This window comes from Herbaspirillum seropedicae (assembly GCF_001040945.1).
Lineage (GTDB): Bacteria > Pseudomonadota > Gammaproteobacteria > Burkholderiales > Burkholderiaceae_D > Herbaspirillum > Herbaspirillum seropedicae.
Window position 1 is genome coordinate 904,554 of sequence record NZ_CP011930.1, and the last position, 24,442, is coordinate 928,995.

At 64.0% G+C, this 24,442-nt stretch carries 16 protein-coding genes and 1 tRNA gene; 5 read left to right on the forward strand and 12 right to left on the reverse strand.

The genetic code is table 11. The features are described 5' to 3' along the window. Positions 1 to 23: 23 nt before the first annotated feature. The 3 genes from ACP92_RS04135 to ACP92_RS04145 all read left to right on the forward strand — a co-directional run bounded on the left by ACP92_RS04135 (position 24) and on the right by ACP92_RS04145 (position 3,581). Positions 24 to 1,310, forward strand: a complete 1,287-nt coding sequence (locus tag ACP92_RS04135; protein WP_013232861.1) for an MFS transporter — start codon at positions 24 to 26, stop codon at positions 1,308 to 1,310. A gap of 49 nt (positions 1,311 to 1,359) precedes the next feature. Continuing rightward, the gene (locus ACP92_RS04140; RefSeq protein WP_013232862.1) at positions 1,360 to 2,568 is read left to right on the forward strand and encodes a M20 aminoacylase family protein; all 1,209 of its coding nucleotides are present in this window, start codon (positions 1,360 to 1,362) and stop codon (positions 2,566 to 2,568) included. A gap of 95 nt (positions 2,569 to 2,663) precedes the next feature. Then, on the forward strand, positions 2,664 to 3,581 hold the full coding sequence (locus ACP92_RS04145) for a glutaminase (RefSeq protein WP_041311518.1): 918 nt from the start codon (positions 2,664 to 2,666) through the stop codon (positions 3,579 to 3,581). Between the two features lie 155 nt (positions 3,582 to 3,736). On the opposite strand, the gene ACP92_RS04150 is transcribed toward ACP92_RS04145, so the two are convergent. The 9 genes from ACP92_RS04150 to ACP92_RS04190 form a co-directional block, all read right to left on the reverse strand. Beyond that, positions 3,737 to 4,456 (reverse strand): response regulator transcription factor, encoded by a 720-nt coding sequence (locus ACP92_RS04150; protein WP_013232864.1) that lies wholly within the window; start codon positions 4,454 to 4,456, stop codon positions 3,737 to 3,739. Between the two features lie 643 nt (positions 4,457 to 5,099). Continuing rightward, positions 5,100 to 5,468 (reverse strand): hypothetical protein, encoded by a 369-nt coding sequence (locus ACP92_RS04155; RefSeq protein WP_013232865.1) that lies wholly within the window; start codon positions 5,466 to 5,468, stop codon positions 5,100 to 5,102. Positions 5,469 to 5,592: 124 nt separating this feature from the next. Then, the gene (locus tag ACP92_RS04160; protein WP_013232866.1) at positions 5,593 to 6,060 is read right to left on the reverse strand and encodes a hypothetical protein; all 468 of its coding nucleotides are present in this window, start codon (positions 6,058 to 6,060) and stop codon (positions 5,593 to 5,595) included. Continuing rightward, on the reverse strand, positions 6,057 to 10,535 hold the full coding sequence (locus ACP92_RS04165; protein WP_048348498.1) for a coiled-coil domain-containing protein: 4,479 nt from the start codon (positions 10,533 to 10,535) through the stop codon (positions 6,057 to 6,059). The genes ACP92_RS04160 and ACP92_RS04165 overlap by 4 nt, the downstream gene beginning before the upstream one ends. A gap of 357 nt (positions 10,536 to 10,892) precedes the next feature. After that, positions 10,893 to 10,969: transfer RNA gene (locus ACP92_RS04170), tRNA-Met, on the reverse strand. A gap of 69 nt (positions 10,970 to 11,038) precedes the next feature. After that, positions 11,039 to 11,986: a tRNA (adenosine(37)-N6)-dimethylallyltransferase MiaA gene (miaA, locus tag ACP92_RS04175; RefSeq protein WP_013232868.1), complete on the reverse strand. Its 948-nt coding sequence runs from the start codon at positions 11,984 to 11,986 to the stop codon at positions 11,039 to 11,041. Beyond that, positions 11,987 to 13,912: a DNA mismatch repair endonuclease MutL gene (gene mutL / locus ACP92_RS04180; RefSeq protein ID WP_041310188.1), complete on the reverse strand. Its 1,926-nt coding sequence runs from the start codon at positions 13,910 to 13,912 to the stop codon at positions 11,987 to 11,989. Positions 13,913 to 14,029: 117 nt separating this feature from the next. Continuing rightward, positions 14,030 to 16,003, reverse strand: coding sequence for a methyl-accepting chemotaxis protein (locus tag ACP92_RS04185; RefSeq protein ID WP_013232870.1), 1,974 nt, complete (start codon positions 16,001 to 16,003; stop codon positions 14,030 to 14,032). 381 nt (positions 16,004 to 16,384) lie between these two features. Further along, positions 16,385 to 19,393: a sensor domain-containing protein gene (locus tag ACP92_RS04190; protein ID WP_013232871.1), complete on the reverse strand. Its 3,009-nt coding sequence runs from the start codon at positions 19,391 to 19,393 to the stop codon at positions 16,385 to 16,387. A 345-nt stretch (positions 19,394 to 19,738) separates the two neighbouring features. Between ACP92_RS04190 and ACP92_RS04195 the strand changes: the two genes are divergently transcribed. Further along, a complete protein-coding gene (locus ACP92_RS04195) occupies positions 19,739 to 20,401 on the forward strand; it encodes a VTT domain-containing protein (protein ID WP_013232872.1) in 663 nt (220 codons plus the stop codon). A gap of 104 nt (positions 20,402 to 20,505) precedes the next feature. On the opposite strand, the gene ACP92_RS04200 is transcribed toward ACP92_RS04195, so the two are convergent. Beyond that, entirely contained in the window at positions 20,506 to 21,867 is a 1,362-nt protein-coding gene (locus tag ACP92_RS04200; RefSeq protein ID WP_013232873.1) for an N-acetylmuramoyl-L-alanine amidase, read from the reverse strand. Then, positions 21,831 to 22,316 carry a tRNA (adenosine(37)-N6)-threonylcarbamoyltransferase complex ATPase subunit type 1 TsaE gene (gene tsaE, locus ACP92_RS04205; protein WP_013232874.1) on the reverse strand — a complete coding sequence of 162 codons (486 nt, stop codon included), beginning with the start codon at positions 22,314 to 22,316 and terminating at the stop codon, positions 21,831 to 21,833. Before tsaE ends, ACP92_RS04200 begins: the two co-directional genes overlap by 37 nt. Positions 22,317 to 22,383: 67 nt before the next feature. Between tsaE and queG the strand changes: the two genes are divergently transcribed. Continuing rightward, the gene (gene queG, locus ACP92_RS04210) at positions 22,384 to 23,529 is read left to right on the forward strand and encodes a tRNA epoxyqueuosine(34) reductase QueG (protein ID WP_041310191.1); all 1,146 of its coding nucleotides are present in this window, start codon (positions 22,384 to 22,386) and stop codon (positions 23,527 to 23,529) included. A 12-nt stretch (positions 23,530 to 23,541) separates the two neighbouring features. Here the strand turns inward: queG and ACP92_RS04215 are convergent, their stop codons facing one another. Then, positions 23,542 to 24,432: an AEC family transporter gene (locus ACP92_RS04215; protein WP_013232876.1), complete on the reverse strand. Its 891-nt coding sequence runs from the start codon at positions 24,430 to 24,432 to the stop codon at positions 23,542 to 23,544. Positions 24,433 to 24,442 lie beyond the last annotated feature (10 nt).

Below are 24,442 nucleotides of genomic sequence, written 5' to 3' on the forward strand. Positions count from 1 at the left end.
ATAACAAGTGGAGACGAGACATCATGAATCACCCTGTCCAAGGCACGGACCCAAAGACACAACGTCGCGCAGTCATCGCCGCAACCTTGGGCAATGTGCTCGAGATCTACGACTTCATCATCTTCGGCATCTTTGCCGTCGCGATTTCCAAGACCTTTTTTCCGAGTGGCGATGAGTATGCGGCGTTGATGTTTACGTTCATGACCTTTGCCGCCGGCTTCGTGGTGCGTCCCATCGGTGCGCTGGTGCTGGGGCAGTATGCGGACAAGGTCGGGCGCAAGAAGGCGCTGAGTTTCACGCTCATATTGATGGCGATTGGCACGGTCATTCCGGCGCTGTGCCCGTCCTACGATTCCATCGGCATCGCGGCCACCGTGATCCTGGTGTTTGGTCGTCTGCTGCAAGGCTTCTCGGCCGGCGGCGAGATCGGCAGCAATGTGGCCATGCTGGTGGAGAATGCCTCCAGCCGCAATCGCGCGCTGTTCTGCTCGTTCCAGCAGATGGCCCAGGGTGGCGGCGTGCTGCTGGGCGGCATCGTCGGTTATGTGATCGCGGTGGTGTATGGACAGGAACGCATGCTGCAGGATTACTGGCGCCTGGCCTTCTTCGTGGGGCTGGTGATCGGCCCCGTGGGTTGGTACATCCGTCGCGTGCTGCCGGAAACGCCGGAGTTCGAACGCAGCAAGAAAAAGGAATCGGTCGATTCTTTCCTGGAGGGCGTGAAGGCCAACTTCGGCCGCATCCTGATCGGCATTGCCATCATGATCTTCTGGACGGTGGCAACCCAGGTGTCGAACTACTTCACCACCTATGCCGTGCGTGAATTGCATATGCCGGTGGCGTCGACCTATCTCGGCCAGATTTCCTCCGGCCTGACCTTGCTGGCGATCTGCCCGCTGGTGGGCATGCTGGCCGACCGCATCGGTCCCTACAAGCCCATGGCCTTCGGCGCTGCGCTCGCGGGGGTGCTGGCCTATCCGTTGTTCAAGATGCTGGTGGCGACACCGACCCTGCCCACGCTGCTGCTGGTGCAGATCGCCATCTCGGTGACGCTGGGCCTGTATGCCGCCTGTGCGCCGCTGGTCATGTCCGACATCTTCCCGACCCGCTATCGCGCCACCGGCATCGGCACTTCGTATGCACTGGGCGTGATGATCTTCGGTGGACTCACCCCCATGATCGTGACGACCTTGATCCAGATCAGCGGCGACAAGCTCATCATCGGCCTGTACCTGACCGCTGCCGCACTGCTGAGCCTGGCGCTGATCGGCGCATTGGTCCGGATGCAGCGAAAGCCCGTGCCCGCCTGAGGTCCGTCGCCCTGTGCCGCCATCAATCAAGCAAGCTTAGGAGAGACACATGGATATAGTCAATGATGGGATCAAGGAATTGCCCAAGGAGATGGACCTGGTTTCCATCCGGCGGCATCTGCATGCCCATCCCGAATTGCGCTTCGAGGAAAAGCGCACGGCCAGCTTCGTTGCCGACATGCTGCGCAGCTATGGCCTGACGGTCGCAGAAAACATCGGCGGCTATGGCGTGGTCGCCACGCTGCGCAAAGGGAAATCGACGCGCGCCATTGCGCTGCGAGCGGATATGGATGCGCTGCCGATGAGCGAGCAGAATGACTTCTCGCACATCTCCACCTGCGCCGGGAAGATGCATGCCTGCGGCCACGACGGCCACACCACCATGCTGCTGGGGGCGGCGCGACGTCTGAGCCGCGAGGTGGAATTCGACGGCACCGTGCATTTCGTGTTCCAGCCTGCCGAAGAAGGCGGCGCCGGCGCACGCCTGATGATCGAGGATGGTCTGTTCGAGCGCTTTCCCGCCGACGCCATCTTTGGCGTGCACAACTGGCCGGGGCTGCCGGCCGGCAGCTTCGGCCTGCGCCCGGGGCCGTTGATGGCCTCCAGCAATACCTTCAGCGCCACCCTGTTCGGGCGCGGCGCGCATGGCGCCCAGCCGCATCGCAGCATCGATCCGGTGCTGGCGGCGGCGCAATTGACCTTGGCCTGGCAGAGCATCGTCACGCGCAATATCAATCCCAATCATCGGGCGGTGATCTCGGTGACGCAATTGCACACCGGCACGGCCGACAACGTCATTCCCGAGCAGGCCACCTTGTCGGGCACGGTACGCAGCTTCGACGCGGAGACGCTGGATCTGATCGAACACCGCATGGCCGCCATCGCCGAAGCGATCGGGCAGATGTTCGATCTGCGCGTGCAGTTCCATTTCGAGCGCCTCTATCCGGCTGTGGTCAATCATCCCGAGGCCACCCAGCAGGCGATGCAGGCCATGATGGCAGCGGTCGGGGCCGAGCAGGTCGATGGCGACACCGAGCCCGCCTTTGCCTCTGAGGATTTCGCTTTCTATCTGCAGCACAAGCCGGGGTGCTATGCCTTCCTCGGCAATGGCGTGATTGCTGACGGCAAGCAGGCGGGTTCGCAGGCCACCTCGCGTGAATTGCATAGCCCGTTCTACGACTTCAATGATGACATCATCGATGCCGGCGTCGCCTACTGGGTCAGCTTGGTGCGGCAGTATCTGGGCGTGGCTGCGTGAAGTCTCCGGTGATCGATCCCATGCTGCTGCAGTCTGCAGTCATGGGGGAGCCTGCCCGCGAAGGGGAGGCCGCGCGTGCAGCCGATTTTGCCGCCTTGCCGTGGAAGCAGATCCTGGAACGCGCCGCGCAGCTGTCGGCAGCCTGCCGGCATGAAGGCAAAGTGGCGGACTACATCCCGGCGTTGGCGTGTGTTGCACCGGACCAGTTCGGCATGGCCGTGGCCACGATCGACGGTGGCGTCCATTGCGTCGGCGACGGAGAGACCCGGTTTTCCATCCAGAGCATCAGCAAGGTCTTTCTGTTGACGATGGCCTATGGCAGCTACGGCGAAGACCTGTGGAAACGCGTGGGACAACACCCCAGCACCAATCCATTCAATTCCCTGATCGAGCTGGAGCTGGAGCGTGGCGTACCACGCAATCCCTTTCTCAATCCGGGCGCATTGGCCGTGGCCGACGCCTTGCTGAGCCGGCACACGCATCTCGAGTCCGCCATGGTGTCGCTGATGCGCGAGCTCAGCGGCAGCGCGGACCTGAATTATGATTCGGAGGTCTTCAACAGCGAGCTCCGTAGTTCGTCGCGGCACCATGCGGCGGCCTATCTGATGCAAAGCCATGGCAATTTCTCCAACGAGGTCGGCGAGGTGGTGCGCGCCTATTGCGCCAGCTGCGCCATCGAAGCCTCGTGCGTGGAGCTGGCGCGTGCAGGACTGTTCCTGGCCAATGGCGGGCGCGATATCGCAAGCGGCAGGCAGCTGCTGTCGGCGCGCGAGGCGCAGCGTGTCTGTGCGCTCATGCTCACGACCGGCACCTATGAGTATTCCGGCATGACCGCCTTTGCCATTGGCCTGCCCACCAAGAGCGGCGTGGGTGGCGGCGTGCTGGCGGTGATCCCGGGGCGCGGCTGCATCTGCGCCTGGTCGCCGCGACTGGACCCGCGAGGCAATTCGGTGCGCGCAATGAAGGCGCTGGAACTGGTGTCGAACACGGCCGGGCTATCGGTATTCGCCTGAAGTGTCGTTGATATCTCTGCGAGGGCGGATGCCCTCGCTGGAGGCCGGCTCATCCTGGCCTGGTGGCGAATGCCTGCATGGATTCGCCACCTTTTTTACCGGGGTGCGTGGGCAGGAGCTGCACGTCTACGTCTGTCCCGCAGCCAGCTCTGCAGTCAGCTTTGATTGGCCTCGCTCACGGGCGACGCCCCTTCGTTGTCGACCGGATCGAGCCGATAGCCCTGGCTGTAGGCAGTGCGGATGACCACGACATTGCGATTGTCGATCTGCAGTTTCTTGCGCAGCTTGTAGACGTGCTGTTCGATGGTGCGGCCGGCGATCTCGCTGTCGGTGCTCCAGATCACCGAGCCTAGCGTTTCCCGCGAAATGTAGACGCCGGGGGAGGAAAAGAATAACCAGGCCATGCTGAACTCGCGCGGCGTGAGCGAAATGCCCATGCCCTGGTAGCTGAATTTGGCGGTGTCGCGCTGCAGCTGGAAGCCGGCATACTCGATAACACGGCGATTGTTCTTCGGTGCGCAGCGGCGCATCACTGCGTTGATGCGCGCGACCAGTTCGACCGCGTCGAAGGGGCGTTGCAGGAAGTCGTCGGCTCCATTGTCCAGCACACGGGCGACCACGTCTCCACCGGAGGCCGACGACAGGATCAGGGTGGGGATGGGATCGCCGCTGCGCAGGCTCAGCCATGAAAAGATGCTGTCTTCGCTTTCGGCGCTGGAGAGGTCGATGATGACGAAATCGAAGGTCTTGCGCTTCAAGGTGCGCAGCAAAGAGGTTTCCGCGTCGAACTGCGTCGGCAGATAACCGACCCGGGCCAGCGCAGTTCTGACCTGGTCGAAGACATTGGAATTGCGGATATAACAGGCGATGTTCATTGGCTGACAATCGGTCGTTGCTATGGCCACTTGCCACTGCGCCTGACAGGACGCGCCGGGCTTGAAGGAAGGGTTTGACTGCAGGTTCCCTCCGCATTTTGGGAACAGCTATATTAGACCAAAACCCCAAGTTCTATCTGGGAAATTCCACGTTCGCGTTTGATTTTCAGTAAAACATTTCCGCATTCCGACAGCCGGTGCGAGCAATGCGCGACGGGCGTTTGAGAAGCAGCCGCATCGGCATGCTGCGCGTGCATATTCTTTCTGCAAGCGCTCGCATCATGTCCGTAAGTCGAACTGCGTTGGAAGTGCTGGAACGCGTGTGATCAACGAGACTCGGCCCTGCATGTCGATGCATGAACTCGCTCTTTTGACGGGCTGGCGTGTGATGTCGCCATCGTGATCGGGCGCGGCAGGCGCGTCGTCGAAACGATGGCTCGCGGTATCGCATCGCTGTCGTCCGAAGCGATGTGCGAACGACGCCAGGGGAGTCCGCGCATCGCTGGCGCGCGAGGATGGCGGAGACGGGCGTGCGTACGTCGTTGCTATCTCGTCAATCTCGGAGTGGGTGCGCGAGGATGTCCGGTTACCTGAAGCGGCGAGCCTGGCGTGTTCTCCCGGATGAAGTCGCAGTGGGTGCCGGCTAGAGACACTTGAAGTGGACCTTCGCCTCATAGTCGTCGTTGGCGGTGAGCGAGGGAAAACGCGGCGAAGCCACGTAGGCTGCCAGGCCCGCAGCCGTCTCCTGCGGTTCGGCGCGCCGCACCGGCAAGCCGCGGAAATGGGTATCGGCGCTGACGACGGCGTGATTCAGGTTACGCTCACGACAGGTGGATTGCGCCAGCTGCAGCGAACTGCCCAGCGCCTGCTGTTCATTTTCCGAATACGCGACACTGCGATAGCTTCCATCTTCCAGCGGCATCAGGCTGGCTACAGGCGCCGTCGTGCAGGCGGGCAGGGAGAGCAGCGACAGTACGACGATGGCAAGGCGGATGACGGCGGGGGAAGTCATGGGGAGCTCCTGGTCGAGGAAACATCTGTAGGGCAAACAGGAACACACCATGTGCGGACGGACCGGTGGTGATGGTGTGCGTCCTGTTCAGTGGCGCGGTGTGCGACCGTGGTTCCCTGCAATCTCATCGGCCTGTGAGCTCCAGCTTCAGCAACATCAGAAGCAGATTGTCCGGTGGCGCTGCTGCTACTGCTGGTGCTGGTGCTGCGGCGTCACCGTGCGCTTGCTCCTGCCGCCCCAGCGGACTCCACTGCGGATCATCCAGATGATGTAGCGCCGCAAACACCATGTCCTGCGCCAATTGACGGCACTGCTCGAGGTGCGCCTGCCGACGTTGCGCCTGCGCGCGCGCTCGGATGATGTCGTAGTGATCCGTCACCTCAGACAATGGCGCTGGTGTCGGTGTGGTCGGCCCGGCCGCGCCTGCCAATTGCTGGGTGAGCGAATCGATGAGCTTGGTGACGGTGTCCGCAGCCGTGGCTTGCCAGGCCATCAGGGTGCGGTGCGCTGCCGGGTCTTGCTGCAGGGTGCGCAGGTCGGCGGCCCGTGCGGCTGCGTCGGTGGCCGGGCGGGCGGGGAAGGACGGGGTCATGGCGACACCTCGATATCGCTGGCCAGCCTGTGCATGACCGAGGTCCAGGTATTGGCGGCCAGCTGCTGCTTGACCGGACGCAATACCGCACCGAATTCGCTCTCCAGCAGATACTGCTCATGCAAGGCCAGACCTTCGCTTCCCAGCAGCATGTTGCTCAGGTTGCTGCGCTGGGCCTGACGTTTTTCGGGCGTGGACATCTTCTCCGGCTCGGACTGGGCAAGGGCGCGCAGCTTCTGCTCCAAGCGCTCGTCAAACACTTTCCTGAAGCCAGGATCGCTGTCGATGCCGGCCTCGCTGAGTCCATTCTTCTGCAGGCTCAGATGGTGTTGCAGCCGTTGGCGCTGTGCCTGGCCATAGGCCTGGAACGTGGCGCTGCCAGTGACGGCGGCGGCGGCCAGTTCGTTGACCTTGGTGCTGAGCTTGTGCCGCACGCGGGTCCACATGGCCTTGAGCATGGGCTGATCCATCTCGAAGGAAAACACCTTGGCATAGCGCTGGCGCAGGTAATCCATGTAGGGCGCATGGTCGGCCGCCTCGAATTCGGCGCGCTTGGCCGCCAGTGCGGCCTCGCGCGCTTGCGGCGTCATCTTGTCGTATTGCTGTGCGTTGGCCTTGCGTTCGTTTTCCATCAGTCTGTCGCACAAGGCCGCGAAGGCGGCGGCGAAAGCCGGCGGTGGCTCGACCTTGCTGATGTCGCTGACCAGACCCAGCTGGGCGCGACGCGTATCGCGCTCGCCCTTGTTCCACAGGTAGCCCAGATCGACGTGCAAATCGTTGAGCCGTCCCAGGTCGAAACCCATCTCCGTGAGCGCATTGACGATGGCTTCGGCGCGGGCCAGCGAAGGCTTGGCGTCCTTGAAGTCCGGGTTGTTGAGATCCCCGGGATCGTTGAGCATCTTGTCGATGGCGTTGTTGACCTGTTCGTCGGTCAGCGGCACCTCCCGTTCGGGATGGCGAGGCGGCGGCAGCCCCTCTTTGGCGCGCAGCTCAAGTTCCTCCTTGAGCGCCCGCGCGCGCGCTTCTTTCGGCAGCGCCGTACCGAGCACCTGCAAGGGAGCGTGGGATCCTACGTCGATGGCTGCGATATCGATGATGATCGGCTCTTCCTCCACATCGACCTCGACCTGGCTGGGCCGCATGTCGGCCTGGTATCCGGCTTGGGGCTGGTGTACGCCTTCACGAGGCCCGCGCCGTTCTCTCCTGTCTTGCTTCTGCTCCCTTTCCTCCCTCGCCTGCCGGTCATGCCGGGAATGCTTGCTCCTGGAGGTGTGCGAACGGTGGCGCGCCTGCTCTTCCCAGAACTCGTCAGGGGTAGGCGCCTCGCGCGTCTTGCGCCCGGAGGTTCCGCTAGTCTTCGCCTTCGTGCTGGTGTTGGTACGCGCTTGTTCACGACCGTATCGATGCGAGCGGGAGTGGCGCGATGATGGACCCGCACGTTCATCGGCGCGCGCCGCGGCAGGGCGGGTGTCGAAGGACGGCCGGTCGGCCCGCGCACGCGGGCGGCGTGCGGATTCGGGGGGCGACTCCGTCTGGAACGCGCCGGTGCGCTTCGGATCGACGTAGCGAGGGGATCGGGGATCGGTGCTGGGGTGGGTGAAGATGCCGGCGGACGCGCCCGGATCGGCTGCGCGGGCAGAAGGCATGCTGCGCGGCTGCGGTGGCGGCGCCTGCGGGAATTCCGGCGCTGGAGCGTAGACCGGGCGCGGCGGCAGGATCTCCATCACATGACAGTAGGGATTGCCGGGGTGGACGGTGTAGACGATGGGATTGGGCGTTCCCGGCGGGCTGAGCTGGAATGAGCTGGTGGCAGGGATATTGTCACGCACCACGTAATACAGCTTGACCTTGCCTGAACTTGGGTAGCTCATGTCCATGTGCCAGACGCTGGTGCAGTACTCATTGCGCATGGCGGCTTGCATCAGCGCAAAGCGCATGGTGGGCGGCAAGGCGTCGATCGTCCCGGTCGCCCACCAGGGAACGCGCGGGTCGGGCGGCAGGACGAAGGCGGGGACTGCCACAGGTACCGCCACCGGCATAGCTACCGGCACCTGTACCGGGACGGGTACCGCGTAGTAGAGCGGCGGTGGCGGCATGGCCTGCGCACCCGCTGGAGGGCTCTGCGCGGACGTGGCTTGTGCTTGCGGCGCAGCCTGCACGCCAGCATTGGCGTTGGCGTTGGCGCTGGCGTGCGTCTTTTCATCCTTCGTCTGGGGCGCGGTAGCGCGGCGCTGGGGTGGAGGGGCATCCGCGGCGGTGTCGGCGGCGGGAGTGCGCAGGTCGGGCAGCGTAGCGCTGCGCCCCTGCTCGCGCAGTTCTCGTGCGGTGAAGCCGTAGCTGGACGAAGCTTGCTCGGCGGTGACCGCTGGCGTCGGTGCGGGGATCGCTTGCGGCTCTTCGTAGGCGGTATCGCTGATCGTGCGCTGGCGGCCGTTATCGCGCAGGGTGGCTAGTTCGATAGCGTCCTGTGGCGCTTGCGGCAGCGGCGCCGGCACACGGAACTCGACGGTCATCTCTTGCCAATCCCAATCCAGGTCGGCTGAACCGAAATGGTAGACGCCGGTGCGTTCTTCCGGTTCGGGCAAGAGCAGGACAGAAGTCGATGCGGCTTGCGGTTCGACAGCGTTGAGCGGTGCAGCCACTTTGGCCGGCTCGATGCTGGAGGATGACTTCGATACCTTTTCCGCAGCCTTGCTGCTGTCTTTCTTGCTGGCTTCAGCGCTGGGCTTTGTCTTGCCTGATGTGCGGCTGACGCTTCCCGATGCTGCCTTGGTGCGCTCGGTCCGGCGGGTTGGCAAGACCGCGATGGTCGCCGCCGCGACGGGCTCGGGCGCGGGTTCGGGAGCGGGCGGCGCCATCAAGGCCAGCCGCATGCCACTCATGATGGAAGCAGGTTGCACGCTGAAGGTCTCTACGGCGGGTAGCCTGTTCGGAGGTGGGGCCACCGTGGCGAGATCCCTTACCTGGATGACCCCCGCTGCCGAGGGCTCAGGCTTGCGCAGCGCCTGTGGCGCTGAAACAGTCAGGCTGGCAGCATCGGCAAAGGGGACCAGGGCGTCCGACACCGCTGGCGCCGGTGCGGTGAGCAAGCGCTGCGCGGGGCCATCGTCAAGGCCGTCGCGGGCCTCGTCTTCGCTGCTCTCGTCATCTTCCTCGCGTGGGTGGAGCAGCGCAGGTGCAGGCAGGGTTTTTTCCTTCCCTTTTTCTGTCCCTTGCTCGTTGGCGTTTTCATGGCCATGTTCCGCCTCGGGCAAGAGCTCCTCATCGCGCTCTTCCGGTGCTGGCAAACTGGCGGCCACGCGCGAAAAGCGCAGTGCGCCAGGCAGGTCCGCCGCATCGTCCTGCCCCTGGAGCTGCAAGTGCTGCAGGTCGGGATGGGCGTAGATGGAATTGAGCTGCTCCAGCCTGTAGTGACTCCTTCGCGGCGCAATGCGCCCACGGCGTTGCTCGCTGCCGTCCTTGACATGCAGATCAAGGCGGTCAAGTTCTGTCTCAAGCAACTGCTTGGCGACTTTGAGCTCATCGGATACGTGGTCAAGCAAGTCCTGCAATTGTTGAGCGCTATGGGGACCGGCCGAGAACACGATTTCGCCGGTGGGCTGGATGAAGGGCGGCATGTTGCCGTGGTCCAGCAGGGAGGTGGTCTTGTCGTGGCGCTCGGTATAGTCGTCGAGCTGACGTAACAGGCCGGTGATGGCCATCTGTTCCTCTTCAGCCATCCCGGCGGCGGCCAGTGCACCGATCAGCGTGGCCAGTTCCAGTTGTTTCGGAGCCAGTGCGGCATATTGCTCATCGAGCTTGCGTTGCGTCTCGGCCAGCATGTTGTCGAGGGCCGCGATATCGGCTTGCCTGGCCTCGATCCTGGTCCGCAGGGATTTCTTTTGCCTGTGCAGTTCCGATCTCGAGGGCGCTTCGCTGCGCTGGCTTCTCTTGTCTTTCGTGCGGCTTCTTTCGCTGGCCGCGGGTGGGTTTGACAGTGCGTCGAGCTGGCTCTGGAGGCGGAGGAGCGAGGCCTTGCAATCCTGCTTTTCTTCGCGATAGCTGCGCAATTCGGCGTTGCTTTGCTTGATGCCGCTGTGTCGATGCGCCTCGGCGAGCACTGCTTCCATGTCGATGCGCTCATACAGGCGTCGGCATGCGTCGGGAATCGTGCGCAAGGCGGTGAAGCCGTCGAGCTGCTCACCGATGTGATCGAGCATGCGTTGTTCTGTCCACCATTGGGTGCCAATGGCGGCAAGTTCTTTGTCGGCCGTTTCGATGAGCGGCTTCAGGCCTGCCTTGGCGACGATCAGGTTGCAGTAGCGCTCTACCCATTGGTTTTCGTTAGGGCCGCGCTTTGCGTATTCCTTGAGGCTGCCGCTCAGGATGTATTGTTTCTTCGGGACGTCTTCCCTGATTTTTCTTGCGGCCAGCTCGGAGTATTCGACCCGAGCATCGTACAGCGTCTGTGATTTGGTGGAGAGAGCGGAAACCATAATAGGGGAACCATCGGGGTGTGGGATGCCACCCGGCCCCGATGCCATGCATCCGGTCGCGGGCGATGAAAGCCGCGCCTGCTTGCAGGGCGGCGCAATATGCGGCTGTTCATGAGTGGCGGCAGGCCGACGGGGGTTCCGGGCGGGAGGCGGAGCCTACCCTAGGCGAGGGGGCGGAGAGTGCGCGATTGGGTGGGCCGACTTAGTGGCGACAATCGAAGGCGGGACAACTGGAAGAGGGGAATCAACAAGCAACCGCCACATCCAGAAAACAAAAAGCCCGCCATCTCGTAAAAGAAGGCGGGCTTTTCGGACGACGCCGCATACACATGAAATGTCCATGCAGCGACGGGTATCTGGTGGTGATAGGTGGACTTGAACCACCGACCCCAGCATTATGAGTGCTGTGCTCTAACCAGCTGAGCTATATCACCAGGAGGCAAGCCCGAGACTATAAGGGTCAGAAGGCTTGCTGTCAACACTTTTCTGCACATCCCCGAGTTTTAGTTATCCACAGCCTCGCGCACCCGCGCCAGCACCTCTGCCGTGGCTTCGGGCCGGTTGCAGTCGATGCTGATGCGCTCGGGCATGGAGCGCAGCCAGGTCAACTGGCGCTTGGCCAGCTGGCGGGTGGCGGCGATGCCTTTCTCGCGCATGGCGGCCGCGTCGATGCTGCCGTCCAGGTATTCCCACATCTGCCGGTACCCCACGCAGCGCATCGAGGGCAGGCCCAGGTGCAGGTCGCCGCGGGCGCGCAGGGCGCGGACTTCGCGTTCCAGGCCGCCATCGCGCAGCATCAGGTCAAAGCGCAGGGCGATGCGGTCGTGCAGTATGGCGCGCTCGGAAGGCTCCAGCGCCAGCGGCAGCAAACGCATGGGCAGCGGTTCGGCCGGCTTTTGCGCCAGCAGCGCTGACATCGGCTGGCCGGTCAGCAGGCTGATCTCCAGGGCGCGCTGGATGCGCTGGCTGTCGTTGGGCTTCAGGCGCGCGGCCGTGACCGGGTCCAGCTCGGCCAGCCGGGCATGCATGGCTGGCATGCCCACTCGCGCCGCTTCTTCGTCCAGCTGCGCGCGCAGGGCTGGGTCGGCTTGTGGCAGTTCGTCCAGGCCGTCGCGCAAGACCTTGAAATACAGCATGGTGCCGCCGACCAGCAATGGCAGCCTGCCGCGGGCAATGATCTCCTGCGTCAGGCGCAGCGCGTCCTGGCGGAATTGCATGGCCGAGTAGGCTTCGGTGGGATCGATGATGTCGATCAGGTGGTGCGGCACTTGGGCCAGCTCGGCCGGCGTGGGCTTGGCGGTGCCGATGTCCATCTCGCGGTAGACCAGGGCCGAATCCACGGAAATGATTTCGCAGGGCAGATGGCGGGCGATCTCCAAGGCCGCCGCAGTCTTGCCGGAGGCGGTGGGGCCCATGATGGAGACGGCCAGGGGAAGCGTCTGGTCTGTCATCTACTGGCCGCGCAGGAAGAGCTTGTCCAGGTCCGACAGGCCCATCTGGGTCCAGGTCGGGCGGCCATGGTTGCACTGGTCGGAGCGCTCGGTGGCTTCCATCTGGCGCAACAGCGCATTCATCTCGGGCAGGGTCAGGCTGCGATTGGCGCGCACGGCGGTGTGGCAGGCCAGCGTGCCGAGCAGTTCGTTGCGGCGTTCCAGCAGCACGCGCGAGCCACCATATTCGCGCACGTCGCGCAGCACGTCGCGGGCCAGGGTCTGGGCGTCGGCGTTCTTGAGCAGCGCCGGCACGGCGCGCACCGCCAGCGTGGTGGGCGACATCACGGCAATGTCGAAGCCCAGGGCGGAGAGCGTTTCCTGATGTTCTTCCACGGTGCCGACTTCGACCGGGTCGGCGTAGAAAGTCACGGGAATCAAGAGCGGCTGCACGAACATCTCGTTGCCATCGAGTGCGGTCTTGAGCTGTTCGTAGAGGATGCGCTCGTGGGCGGCGTGCATGTCCACTACCACCAGGCCAGCCTGGTTCTGCGCCAGCACATAGATGCCGTGCAGTTGCGCCAGGGCGAAGCCGAGCGGGAAATCGCCCTCGGGCAGCGCGGCCGGGGCGGCGGCGGGCGTGGCGCCATAGGCCGCTGGGGCGGAACCGTCGGGCTCGCCGCTGGTGGGCGCGCTGCGGAACATGCTGCCGTAGGCTTCGGTGTTCTGGCGTACGCCAAAGCCGCTGTTGCCGCCGAAGGAGAAGGGGCGCGGGGCTTCGGCGAACTGCGCCGAGAAGCTTTGCTGCTGTTGTTCGCCTATCCATGGCAGCGGAGCATTGGCGGCGGGCGGCGGCGCGCCGGCGCTGTCGTCGGACTGGGGCGCGGCGCCGGGCAGGTTGCCGAAAGAAACGGCCGAGGTCTGCGCCAGTGCGCGTGAGACGGCATGGAAGACGAACTGGTGTACCGCCCGGCTATCGCGGAAGCGCACTTCGATCTTGGAGGGGTGGACGTTGACGTCCACCAGCGCCGGGTCCAGCGTGAGCGACAGGGCGTAGGCCGGATAACGGTCGCCATGCAGCACGTCCTGGTAGGCGGCGCGCACGGCGTGGGTGAGCAGCTTGTCGCGCACGAAGCGGCCGTTGACGTAGAAGTACTGGCCATCGGCGCGCGCCTTGGAGGCGGTGGGCAGGCCGACGAAGCCGTGCAGGCGCAAGGGGCCGGCGCTCTCGTCGAGCGGCAGGCGGGCGTTGGCGAATTCGTCGCCGAGGATGTGGGCGCTACGCTTGGCGAATTCGCCGACGTTCCAGTGGTCCACCGTCTTGCCGTTGTGCGACAACGAGAAACTCACGTCCGGACGCGCCAGCGCAATGCGGCGCACGACTTCGGCGCAGTGGCCGTATTCGGTCTGTTCGGACTTGAGGAATTTGCGTCGCGCCGGCGTGTTGAAGTAGAGGTCCTGCACATCGATGGTGGTGCCCTGCGCTCCCGAGGCGGGAGCGACGGTACCGAACTGGGAGCCGGTGATTTCCCAGGCATGGGGGGCGTCGGCGGTGCGGCTGGTGACGGTCAGTTGCGCCACCGAGGCGATCGAGGCCAGCGCTTCGCCGCGAAAACCGAGTGTGGAGACGTTTTCCAGGTCGGTCAGGGAGGCGATCTTGGAGGTCGCATGACGGGCCAGGGCCAGCGGCAATTGCTCAGGGGGAATGCCGCGTCCGTTGTCGGTGATGGCGATGCGTTTGACGCCGCCTTGCTCCAGGCGCACGGTGATCTGGGTAGAGCCGGCGTCGAGGGCGTTTTCCAGCAATTCCTTGACCACGGCGGAGGGACGTTCGATCACCTCGCCGGCGGCAATCTGCGAGATCAGCTGATCGGGCAGGGCCTGGATGGGGCGATAGGACGGCATGGCGGTCGGGTCGGAAGCGGAGGGGGAGTGCGGTGCGTTCATGGCGGGATTATACCGTCCAAGCGGCGCCGCCTGGCCGTCGCCGCCCATGTGACGAAGCCGCCCGTGGGCGGCTTCGAAGGCGGGTTGGGTCAGCGATGATCGGGCCGGAAATACGCCTCAGATGCGGAAGGTGCTCACGGCTGCCGCCAGGCGTTCGGCCTGCTGTTGCAACGATTGCGCGGCTGCGGCGGCCTGTTCGACCAGGGCGGCGTTCTGCTGGGTGCTCTCGTCCATTTGCGCGATGGCGCGGTTGATCTGGTCGATGCCTTCGCTCTGCTCGCGGCTGGCGGTGGTGATTTCACTGATGACGGTGGACACGCGCTGCACGCTGGAGACCACGTCGTTCATGGTGTTGCCGGCCTGGGTGACCAACTGGCCGCCACCGGCCACCGTCTGCACGGAAGCGTCGATGAGTTCCTTGATTTCCTTGGCGGCGGCGGCACTGCGCTGGGCCAGGGTGCGCACTTCGGTGGCCACGACGGCAAAGCCGCGTCCCTGTTCGCCGGCGCGCGCTGCTTCCACGGCGGCGTTCAAGGCCAGGATATTGGTCTGGAAGGCGATGCCATCGATCACGCTGATGATGTCCACGATGCGTTGCGACGAGCTGTTGATGGCGTCCATGGTCTGCACCACCTGGCCGACCACCTCACCGCCATGGCTGGCCACTTCCGAGGCTGCGCTGGAGAGTTCGTCGGCCTGCTCGGCGTTGGCGGCGTTCTGCTTGACGGTGGAGGTCAGCTCTTCCATGGCCGAGGCGGTTTCTTCGAGGGCGCCGGCCTGCTGTTCGGTGCGCACCGACAGGTTGAGGTTGCCCGAGGCGATCTCGCTGGCGGCGGTGTTGATTTCTTCGGTACCGGCGCGCACGCTGGAGACCACCTCGCTCAAGCCCATGCTGATGCCGTTGAAGGCGCCCATCAGGCGACCGATCTCATCACTGCTGTGCACGTGCAGGCGGGTGGTGAGGTCGCCGCTGGCGATGCGGTCGGCGGCCTGGCAGACCGCATCCAGCGGACGCGAGACCATGCGGTTGACCATCACCGTCAGGATCGCCGCCAGCACCGCCAGGAACAGCAGGCCCAGGCCGATATAGAGGTTGCGCATGGAACTGACTTCGCGGGTGATCTCGTCGACCGCCGCCTCGCCGGCGATGACCCAATGCCATCCCGGGTAGTAGGTGAAGGCCAGGATCTTCTTGCGGCCATCGGCGGCGGTGTAGGGCAGCGAGCCGTCCTTCTGTTGCAGCATGGTCTTGATATAGGTGTCGCCGGCGGCGTCTTTCAATTCCAGCAGGCTGCTGCCTTCTTCCTTGCCCTCGCGCGCAGCGCCGGCGATCATCACGCCCAGGTCCTTGCCTTCACGGGCGTTGAGGGCGAAGAAGTTGCCGGTGTCGCCGATCTTGAGCGCCTTGATCTGGTCCTTGAGCGCCTTGATGTCGCTGGAGATGTCGATGCCTACATAGAGCGCGGCGATGATCTGGCCGGCATTGTTCTTCACCGGCACGTACTTCGTGATGTATTGCTTGCCGAACAGCGTGGCGAGGCCGCTATAGGCTTTGTCGGACTTCAGCGCTGCGTAGCCGGGGTGGCTGCGGTCGAGCAGGGTGCCGATGGCGCGCTCGCCGTTTTCCTTCTTCACGGAGGTGGAGATGCGCACGAAGTCTTCGCCGGTCTTGGCGAAGATGGTGGCGGTCACGCCGGTCTTGGCAGTGAAGCGGTCGGGGATGGAAAAGTCCAGGTTCAGCTCATGGCCATCGTTCTGCAGCACCGGGGTGGCGCGCTCGCCGATTTGCACGGTGCGTGTTTCATCCAGGCTCAGCTTGCCGAATTCGCTGTCGAACATGGTGGAGAAGCGATCGACCTGGCTGTTCACGGAGCGGTCGAAGAGGCCGACCATGTTGGCGATGCCGCGCGTATCGTTGCGCATCTGTTCTACCGAGCGCTGCTCGATCATGCGCGAGGCCGAATAGGTGATCAGCAGCAAGGCGATCACGAAGACGATGCCCACCAGGGCCACCGTCATGGCGGTCAGTTTGGCTCCCACCGATCGATGGAAGAGGGATGCGCTACGCGCAGCAGACGTCGAATTAGCCATGGCTGTTGTTCTTTTTTGAAACGCATAATGTGGAAATGCAAATACCGAACGGGACCGGTTCAGGTCACCTCGGCGACGCTAGCGACTCGCCCCGATCGGCGAGCTTGAATCCCATCTGTTTTCCTTTGTTGTCCAGGAGGCAACGAAAGCGAAGAACGCACTAGCCCTGCGCCCTGGATTGCTCCGGGCGCGTATGTCAAATCGCGGTATCTGCTGGGGAATGCGTCAGTATATCGTCAGCTTATTGCGCTGCATCAAAATACTTGGAATGTTTGCGCTCACATTCAACTGTGCTGTTGTTTTTCCACCGGGAAAGTGCATTTCTTGCATTCCGCCGATACGGGCCGATACGGGTCGATACGGACCGATCCGGCCGACGCCTCAGCCTGGCGCGGCGGACTTGCACGGGGGCGCCCATCGGCCGTCCGGTGAGCCACCGGCGTGCAGGTCGCGCACCCAGTTTTCCAGCGCATCGGCAGACATCGGCCGCGAAAACAGATAGCCCTGCGCCACATCACAGCCTTGGCTGATCAGCAAGGCATATTGTTCGGCGTCTTCCACCCCTTCGGCCACGACGGTCAGCTTGAGGCTCTCGCCGATGCGGATGACGGCATTGGTCAGGGCGCTCACGGCGGGGTCCTTGGCCATGTCGCGCACGAAACTCTGGTCCAGCTTCAGTTCCGAGACGGGCAGCTTGCGCAGGTAGCCCAGGCTGGAATAGCCGGTGCCGAAGTCGTCCATGGCCAGCGGGATGCCCAGCGCATGCACGGCGGCAATGGTCTGGCTGGTGCTGGGGTTGGTGTCCATGAGCACGGTTTCGGTGATTTCCAGGGTCAGGTCGCTGGGTTCGAGGGCATAGCGGCGCAGCAGGCCGGTGACGAATTGCGGCAGGTCCAGGTCGTGGAAATTGGTGGCCGACAGGTTTACCGAGATCGACGGCACCTGGATGCCGCGCCGACGCCAGTCGGACAGTTGGAAACAGGCTTCTTCCAGGGCCCACTTGCCCAGTTCGCCGATCAGTCCGCATTCTTCCGCGATGGGAATGAAGCGCCCTGGCGAGATCTGTCCCAGTTGCGGATGATGCCAGCGCGCCAGCGCCTCGACCCCGTGCAGGCTCTGGTCATGCAGCTTGATCTGGGGCTGGAAGTTGAGCTCCAGGTCGCCGCCGCGCAGGGCGTCGCGCAGGGCGCTTTCCAGCGCCAGGCGCTCCTGGGCCATGCTGTTCATCTCTTCGCTGAAGAAGCTGAAACGCCCACGATTGACGGCCTTGGCCTGGTACATGGCGATGTCGGCCCGGTGCAGCAGGGTCTCGATGTCGTTGCCGTTGTCGGGGAAGATGGCCACGCCGATGCTGGCCGAGGGGTTCAGGGGGGTGCCGTTGATGTGGCAGGGCATGGCCAGGCGCTCCTGGATGCGCTTGACCACTTCGGTGAGGTGCTGGGTGTCGTACTGGGTGAGCACCACCACGAACTCGTCGCCGGAGAGCCGGCCGACGATGTCCGAGCGGCGTGCCTGCGATTGCAGGCGGGTGGCCACTGTGCGCAGCAGCTCGTCGCCGGCCTGGTGGCCCAGTGAATCATTGACCTGCTTGAAGCGGTCCAGGTCGATGAACATCACCGCCACCGTGCTGCAGTTGCGTTCGGCGGCGGCAATGGCCTGGCCGGCCTGCACTAGCAACAGGCTGCGGTTGGGCAGGCCGGTCAGGGAATCGTAGAAGGCCAGCTGGTGGATGCGCGCGCGGGCATCCTCGCGCTCGATGGCCAGGGCGCACAGGTGCAGGCCGGCTTCCACCAGCAGGTGATGGAAGGCGCTGGGTTGCCCGGGATGGCGGTAATAGAAACCGAAGGTGCCGATCACCTGGCCGCTGGCCGATTTGATCGGGGTGGACCAGCAGGCGCGCAGGCCGTGGGGCAGGGCCAGGTGCTTGTAGTCGTTCCAGTGGGGATCGGTCTGGATGTCTTCCGAGATCACGGTCTGGCCGGTATAGGCGGCGCTGCCGCAGCAGCCCACCATCGGCCCGACGTGCAAGCCATCGATGGCCTTGCTGTAGGCCTCCGGCAGGCTGGGCGCGGCCAGGGTGCGCAGGCAGCCGTGTTCATCCACGCGCAGCACCGAGGCAATCACTTCGGGGGCGACCCGTTCCACTTCTTCGCACAGCAGATTCATCTGCTCGCTCAGCGACGAGTCGCGCGCCATGGCGTTGAGCACGCGGTATTGCAGCACCTCATGCACCTTGGTATTGGTGATGTCGGTCATCACGCACACCGCATGGATGAGCTTGCCCGCGCCATCCAGGATGGGATTGACCACCGCCGAGATCCAGACCGGCTGCTCTTGCATGTCGTGGATCAGTTCTTCGGTGTGGTAGCTGCGCCCCTGCACCAGCTCGCCGTGGCAGCGCTCCAGCGACTTGACGAAGGTGGGCCGGCTGGCGAAGAGTTCGCCCGGCAGGCGCCCGATCACCTGCTGGCTCTCGAAGCCCAGCATGCGGGTAAAGCCGGTGTTGTGGAAGACGATGCGGTTCTGGTCGTCGGTGATGAGCACCGCATTGTCGGTTTCGTTGATGCCCAGCGAGAGCAGGTGCAGGTGTTCGCGGTCGCTTTTTTCGCGGGTGACGCGGTAGGTGACATCGGTGCCGATGCAGATCACCCGTTCGGCCTTGCCATGCGCATCGAGCAGGGGCGAGTAGGTGGCTTCCCACCATATGGTGCGGCCGCTGCGGGTGCGGCGCGGGAAGCGGCCGGAAAAGAAGCGGCCCAGGCTGACATCGCGCCAGAAGCAGGTGTATTCCTCGCTGGCCGCATAGTCGGCCTCGCACAGGATGCTGTGGGGCTGGCCCAGCAGGTCCTCGGCCAGGTATTCCATGGTCTTGAGGTAATTGCCGTTGGCCGCCAGGATGACGCCCTCGGGGGAGAGCTCGACCACGCCCAGCGAGCGATTCAGGGCCGAGAGGATGCTGTTGCTGTGACGCGAGTCGTCGATGTGGGCGCTGATGTCGGCCGCCACCGAGATCACCTTCAGCAACTGCCCCTGGGCGTCGAGGATGGGACTGCACAGCGCTTCCAGCCACACGGTAGCGCCGCCGACATGACGCCGCTGCAGGGTGCCGGCGATCAGTTCGCCCTTGCGCAGGTGTTCCCAGAACTGCTGGTAGGCATCGGTCTGGACATAGGCCGGATCGCACAGCATGCGGTGGTGCTGCCCGACCACGTCGGCGCGGCGGTAGCCCAGCATGGCCAGGAAGTTCTCATTGGCCTCCAGCACCGTGCCGTCCGCGGAAAATTCCAGGATGGCCATGGAACGCCATAAGGCCGCCAGCAGCGCGTCCCGCTCGCTGCCGGACAGGCGCTGGTGATCTACTTCGCCCATGAACGAGTCCTGGCTCCCCATACGGCCCCCTCCTGTCGCCGTTAATGACGCCTGCCCAGGCGTCTTGCCCTCATGCAGGGAGCGCGCGTAACGCTTCACCTTTTGCATGTCAGATGTAAAGAAGCTGACTTGATCATATGCCAAAACCTGTCCCTTGTGCCAATGCCGATGCGCGTGGCGGCAATGCGGCGATCAAATTGCCACACGAAGTCAACGGGAGACAGCGGGAGACGATGAGACCATGGTGTATGATGAGCCGGCGCGATGACGCCTTGTCGTCCCTGCGTAATATTTCTAGGATGAAATATTCTTGCCGCGTGGCGATGGGGCGCCCCGGCATCGATGATTCACGGACGATTGGGTGTTATGGATTATTTGCAGTTGCTGGACGTGCTGGTGCACGTGGACAAATACCTGGGTGTCCTCATTGAGCAGTACGGCGCCCTCATCTATGCGGTGCTGTTCCTGATCGTCTTCTGCGAGACCGGCCTGGTGGTGTTGCCCTTCCTGCCGGGTGACTCGCTGCTGTTCATTGCCGGCACCTTCTGCGCCACCGGCGCCATGGACATCTGGCTGCTGATGACGCTGCTGGTGGTGGCGGCAGTGGCCGGCAACACCCTCAATTACTGGATAGGCGGCTGGGTCGGCCAGCGCGTCTATACCCACAACTATCGCTGGCTCAATCCCGAGGCCCTGCGCAAGACCCACGCCTTCTACGAAAAGCACGGCGGCAAGACCATCGTCATCGCCCGCTTCACGCCCATCGTGCGTACCTTTGCGCCATTCATCGCGGGCGTGTCGGCCATGAGCTTCGCGCGCTTCCAGCTCTTCAACGTGCTGGGCGCTTTCCTCTGGGTGGTGGGGCTGGTGGTGCTGGGTTACCTGTTCGGCAATATCCCGGTGGTGCAGCAGAATCTCAATACGCTGGTGCTGATCGGCATCGTCGCCGCCGTCTTTCCCATCGTGCTGGGGGGACTGTGGCAGATCTGGCGCAAGCTGCGCGGCAAGCGCAAGGTCAGCAACGCCTGAGACTGATGTCCTGAGTCCGGCATCGATAAAGAAAAACCCGGCCTGTCGCCAGCGCCGGGTTTTTTATCGCCTTGCGGAATCCACCCATGGACCCGGGCCGGGCCTTAGGTCAGCTTGTTCTTGGCCAGCGGCGGATTCTTGGCGAAGTAGTTGCGGATGCCGGTGAGGATGGCGTCGGCCATCTGTTCCTGGTAGCGCTCGTCGGTGAGCTTGGCTTCTTCTTCCGGATTGGAGATGAAGGCGGTCTCGATCAGGATGCTGGGGATGTCCGGCGCCTTCAGCACGGCAAAGCCGGCCTGCTCCACCGCGCCCTTGTGCAGCTTGTTGATACCGCCGATTTCCTTCAACACCGCATTGCCCACGCGCAGGCTGTCGTTGATCTGCGCCGTGGTCGACAGGTCCAGCAGGACGCTGGCCAGCTGGCGGTCATGGGTCTTGATGTTGACCCCGCCGATCAGGTCGGCCGAGTTTTCCTTGTTGGCCAGCCAGCGCGCCGCCGTGGAGCTGGCGCCCTTTTCCGACAGGGCGAACACCGAGGAGCCGCGCGCGGTCGGCTGCACGAAGGCGTCCGCGTGGATGGAGACGAACAGGTCGGCCTGCACCTTGCGCGCCTTGACCACGCGCTGGCCCAGCGGCACGAAGAAGTCGGCGTCACGGGTGAGCATGACGCGCATGTTGGGGTATTGCTCGATCTTGCGCTTCAAGCGCTTGGCGATGGACAGCACCACGTCCTTCTCGCGGTTGCCGCGCGCGCCGGTGGCGCCGGGGTCTTCGCCGCCGTGGCCGGGGTCCAGCGCGATGGTGATCATGCGGGTGAGCTGCATGCGCGGTTCGTCCGGCACGACCTTGGGGTTGCGCTCGTTCTTGTCTTCCGGCTGCGGCTTGATCTCGGCCAGCGGGGCTGGATCGGGTTTGGGCGGCGTGACCGGACCTTGCGCCAGCGGCGGGTTGGCCGGGCTTTCCTTGTTCCAGTCGCCCTTCTGGATCAGGGCGGCGATCGGGTCCGGCGGATTGGCCGGATAGAGGTCGATGACGAAGCGGTACTTGTATTCGCCCACCGGCGCCAGGGTGAAGACCTGGGGCTTGATCTCGTCCTTCAGGTCGAACACCAGACGCACCACGCTGGGCCGGTTCTGGCCCACGCGCACCTGCTTGATATACGGATCGTTGGGCTGGATCTTGGCGACCAGGTCCTTGAGGGTGCTATTCAAGTCGATGCCCTCGATATCCACCACCAGACGCTCCGGGTTCTTGACCACGAAGTGGGTGACCTTGAGGTCGCTGTCGTTTTCCAGCGTGACGCGGGTGTAGTCGTCGGACGGCCAGACACGCACGGCCAGGATCTGCGAGGCCAGGGCGGGCAGGGGCGTGATGACGGAGACGAACAGTGCGCCACCGGCCTTGAGGATGGTACGGCGGCTTTTGGACTTCACAGGTTTGGAGCGAATTTCAGGCGAGCGAGGCATTGATGACCCTTGTCGGACAACGCACGCAATTCTACATCACGACCGTCACCTGCAAGCGTCAGGTTGACGTGGATGTCCGGTGGCGGCAACACCGGATCACCCTTTTCGGGCCATTCGACGATACAGACGGCGTTTTCATTGAAATGTTCACGAAAACCCGCATCGAGGAATTCTTCCGGGCTGGCCATGCGATACAGGTCGAAGTGGATGACTGTTACCATGCGGCCTGCAAGCATCACTTCATAGGGTTCGGCCAGGGTATAGGTCGGGCTCTTGACCCGTCCCTGATAGCCTGCTGCATGCAGCAGCGCGCGCGTGAGCGCCGTCTTGCCGGCCCCCAGGTCGCCATGCAGGTAGATCGCCAGGCCAGGCGCCAGCACCCGCGCCAGGTCGGCGCCCAGGTGCGCGGTCGCGGCTTCGTCGGGCAGGTGGAGATGGTGTGCTTGCATACGATCTTGTTTGTTACGTTATCAGTACGTTATCAGTTACATCAACATCAGTTACATCAATTGCTTCATGACCGCTAACGCCGTCCCCGCCGCCGCTACCGCCAATGATCTGGCCGACCCCGCCTACCTGGCGGCGCTGGCGGCCGCCATCAAGGACTGGGGGCGCGAGCTGGGTTTTGCCGACGTGCGTATTGCCGATGTGGACCTGTCGCACCGCGAGGCCGGCTTCCAGGCCTGGCTGGACAAGGGCTACCACGGCGAGATGGATTATATGGCAAGCCACGGCCTGAAACGGGCGCGTCCGGCCGAACTGGTGCCGGGCACGGTGCGGGTGGTCAGCGTGCGCATGCCCTATCTGCCCAAGGCGAGTGGCCCGGCCGAGCCTGACTGGCGCGCCCGCGAAGAAGCGCGCAGCGCCGATCCGGGTGGGGCCCAGGTCTCGATCTATGCCCGTGGCCGCGATTATCACAAGGTCTTGCGCGCCCGCCTGCAGCAGCTGGCGACGCGTATCGAAGGCCGTATCGGTCCCTTCGGCTACCGTGTCTTCACCGATTCGGCGCCGGTCATGGAAGTGGCGCTGGCCGAAAAGGCCGGCCTGGGCTGGCGCGGCAAGCATACGCTCTTGCTGCACCGGGAGGCCGGTTCGATGTTCTTCCTGGGCGAGATGCTGACCGACCTGCCGCTGCCGGTGGATGATCCCGTCACCCCGCATTGCGGCCAGTGCAGCGCCTGCATCACGGCCTGTCCGACTGGCGCCATCGTCGCGCCTTACGAGCTGGATGCGCGACGCTGCATCTCCTACCTCACCATCGAACTCAAGGGCAGCATCCCCAGCGAGCTGCGCCCGCTGATCGGCAATCGCATCTATGGCTGCGACGATTGCCAGTTGTATTGCCCCTGGAACAAGTTTGCCCAGCGCGCCAGCCTGCCTGACTTCGACGTACGCCACGGCCTCGATAGCGCCAGCCTGGTCGGGCTGTTCGGCTGGAGCGAAGAAGAATTCCTGAAGAACACCGAAGGCAGCGCCATCCGCCGCATCGGCCATGAGCGCTGGCTGCGCAACCTCGCTGTGGGGCTGGGCAATGCCGCCGATGCAGCTTCGCACCGGGGCGACGCCGCCATCGTGGCGGCCTTGCGGGCGCGTCTTGCGCATCCCTCGGCGCTGGTGGTCGAGCATGTGCAATGGGCGCTGGCGCGCCACGGGGTCAGCTGAGTCGGGGCGTCCTCAATGCACCAGCGCCAGCCAGAAGGGAATGGTCAGCGCCGAGAGCAGCGTGCCGAAGGAAATCAGAAATGCCGTGAACGGCCCATTGCCGCCCATGCGCGCGGCCAGGATGTAGGCGCTGGAGGCGGTCGGCAGGCTGCAGAACAGCACCACGATGCGCAGTTGCAGCGGCGGCAGTTGCAGGTGCTGGCCGATCAGCCAGGCTACCGCGGGCACTGCGAAGAGCTTGATGAAAACGAACCAGCCCACCACCGGCTTGCTTTCCTTGAGTCCCGACAGGCGCAGTCCGGCGCCCACCATCAGCAGGCCCAGCGCAATGGACGCCGCGCCCAGGCGCGAGAGCACGACACCGGCCACTTCCGGCAGATGCAGGCCTAGTGCAGAAAACGTCAACCCGCCCGCGGTGGCCACCAGCAGCGGGTTCTTGGCCAGTTCGCGCAGCAGGTTGCTGTTCTTCGGGGCCAATGCATGGACGGCGGCGATATTGCACAAGGGCACGCCGAAGCCCAGCAGGATGGCCATCAGGCCCGCGCCTTCCTCACCCGCCATGCGGGTGGCCAGCGCCAGGGCGATATAGGAATTGAAGCGATAGGCGCATTGCATGCCGGACTCGTAGGTCATGGGCGTGCTGCGCAGGAAGGGCTTGCCCAGCCAAGTCAGGGCAATGCCCGCCAGCAGCGCCAGCAGGCCCGTCTGCACCAGGCCGCCCGTGACCGAGAGGTCGACCTTCAGGCGCGCCGTGGAATAGAACAGCAATGCCGGAAAGAGCAGGAAATAGACCAGCTTTTCCATGCCGGCCCAGAATTCATCCCCCCAGTTGGAGATGCGGTAGACCAGGACGCCCAGCGCAATGAGGCTGAAGTCCGGCAGCAGGAGATTGAGGATTTCCAATTGGCTTTAC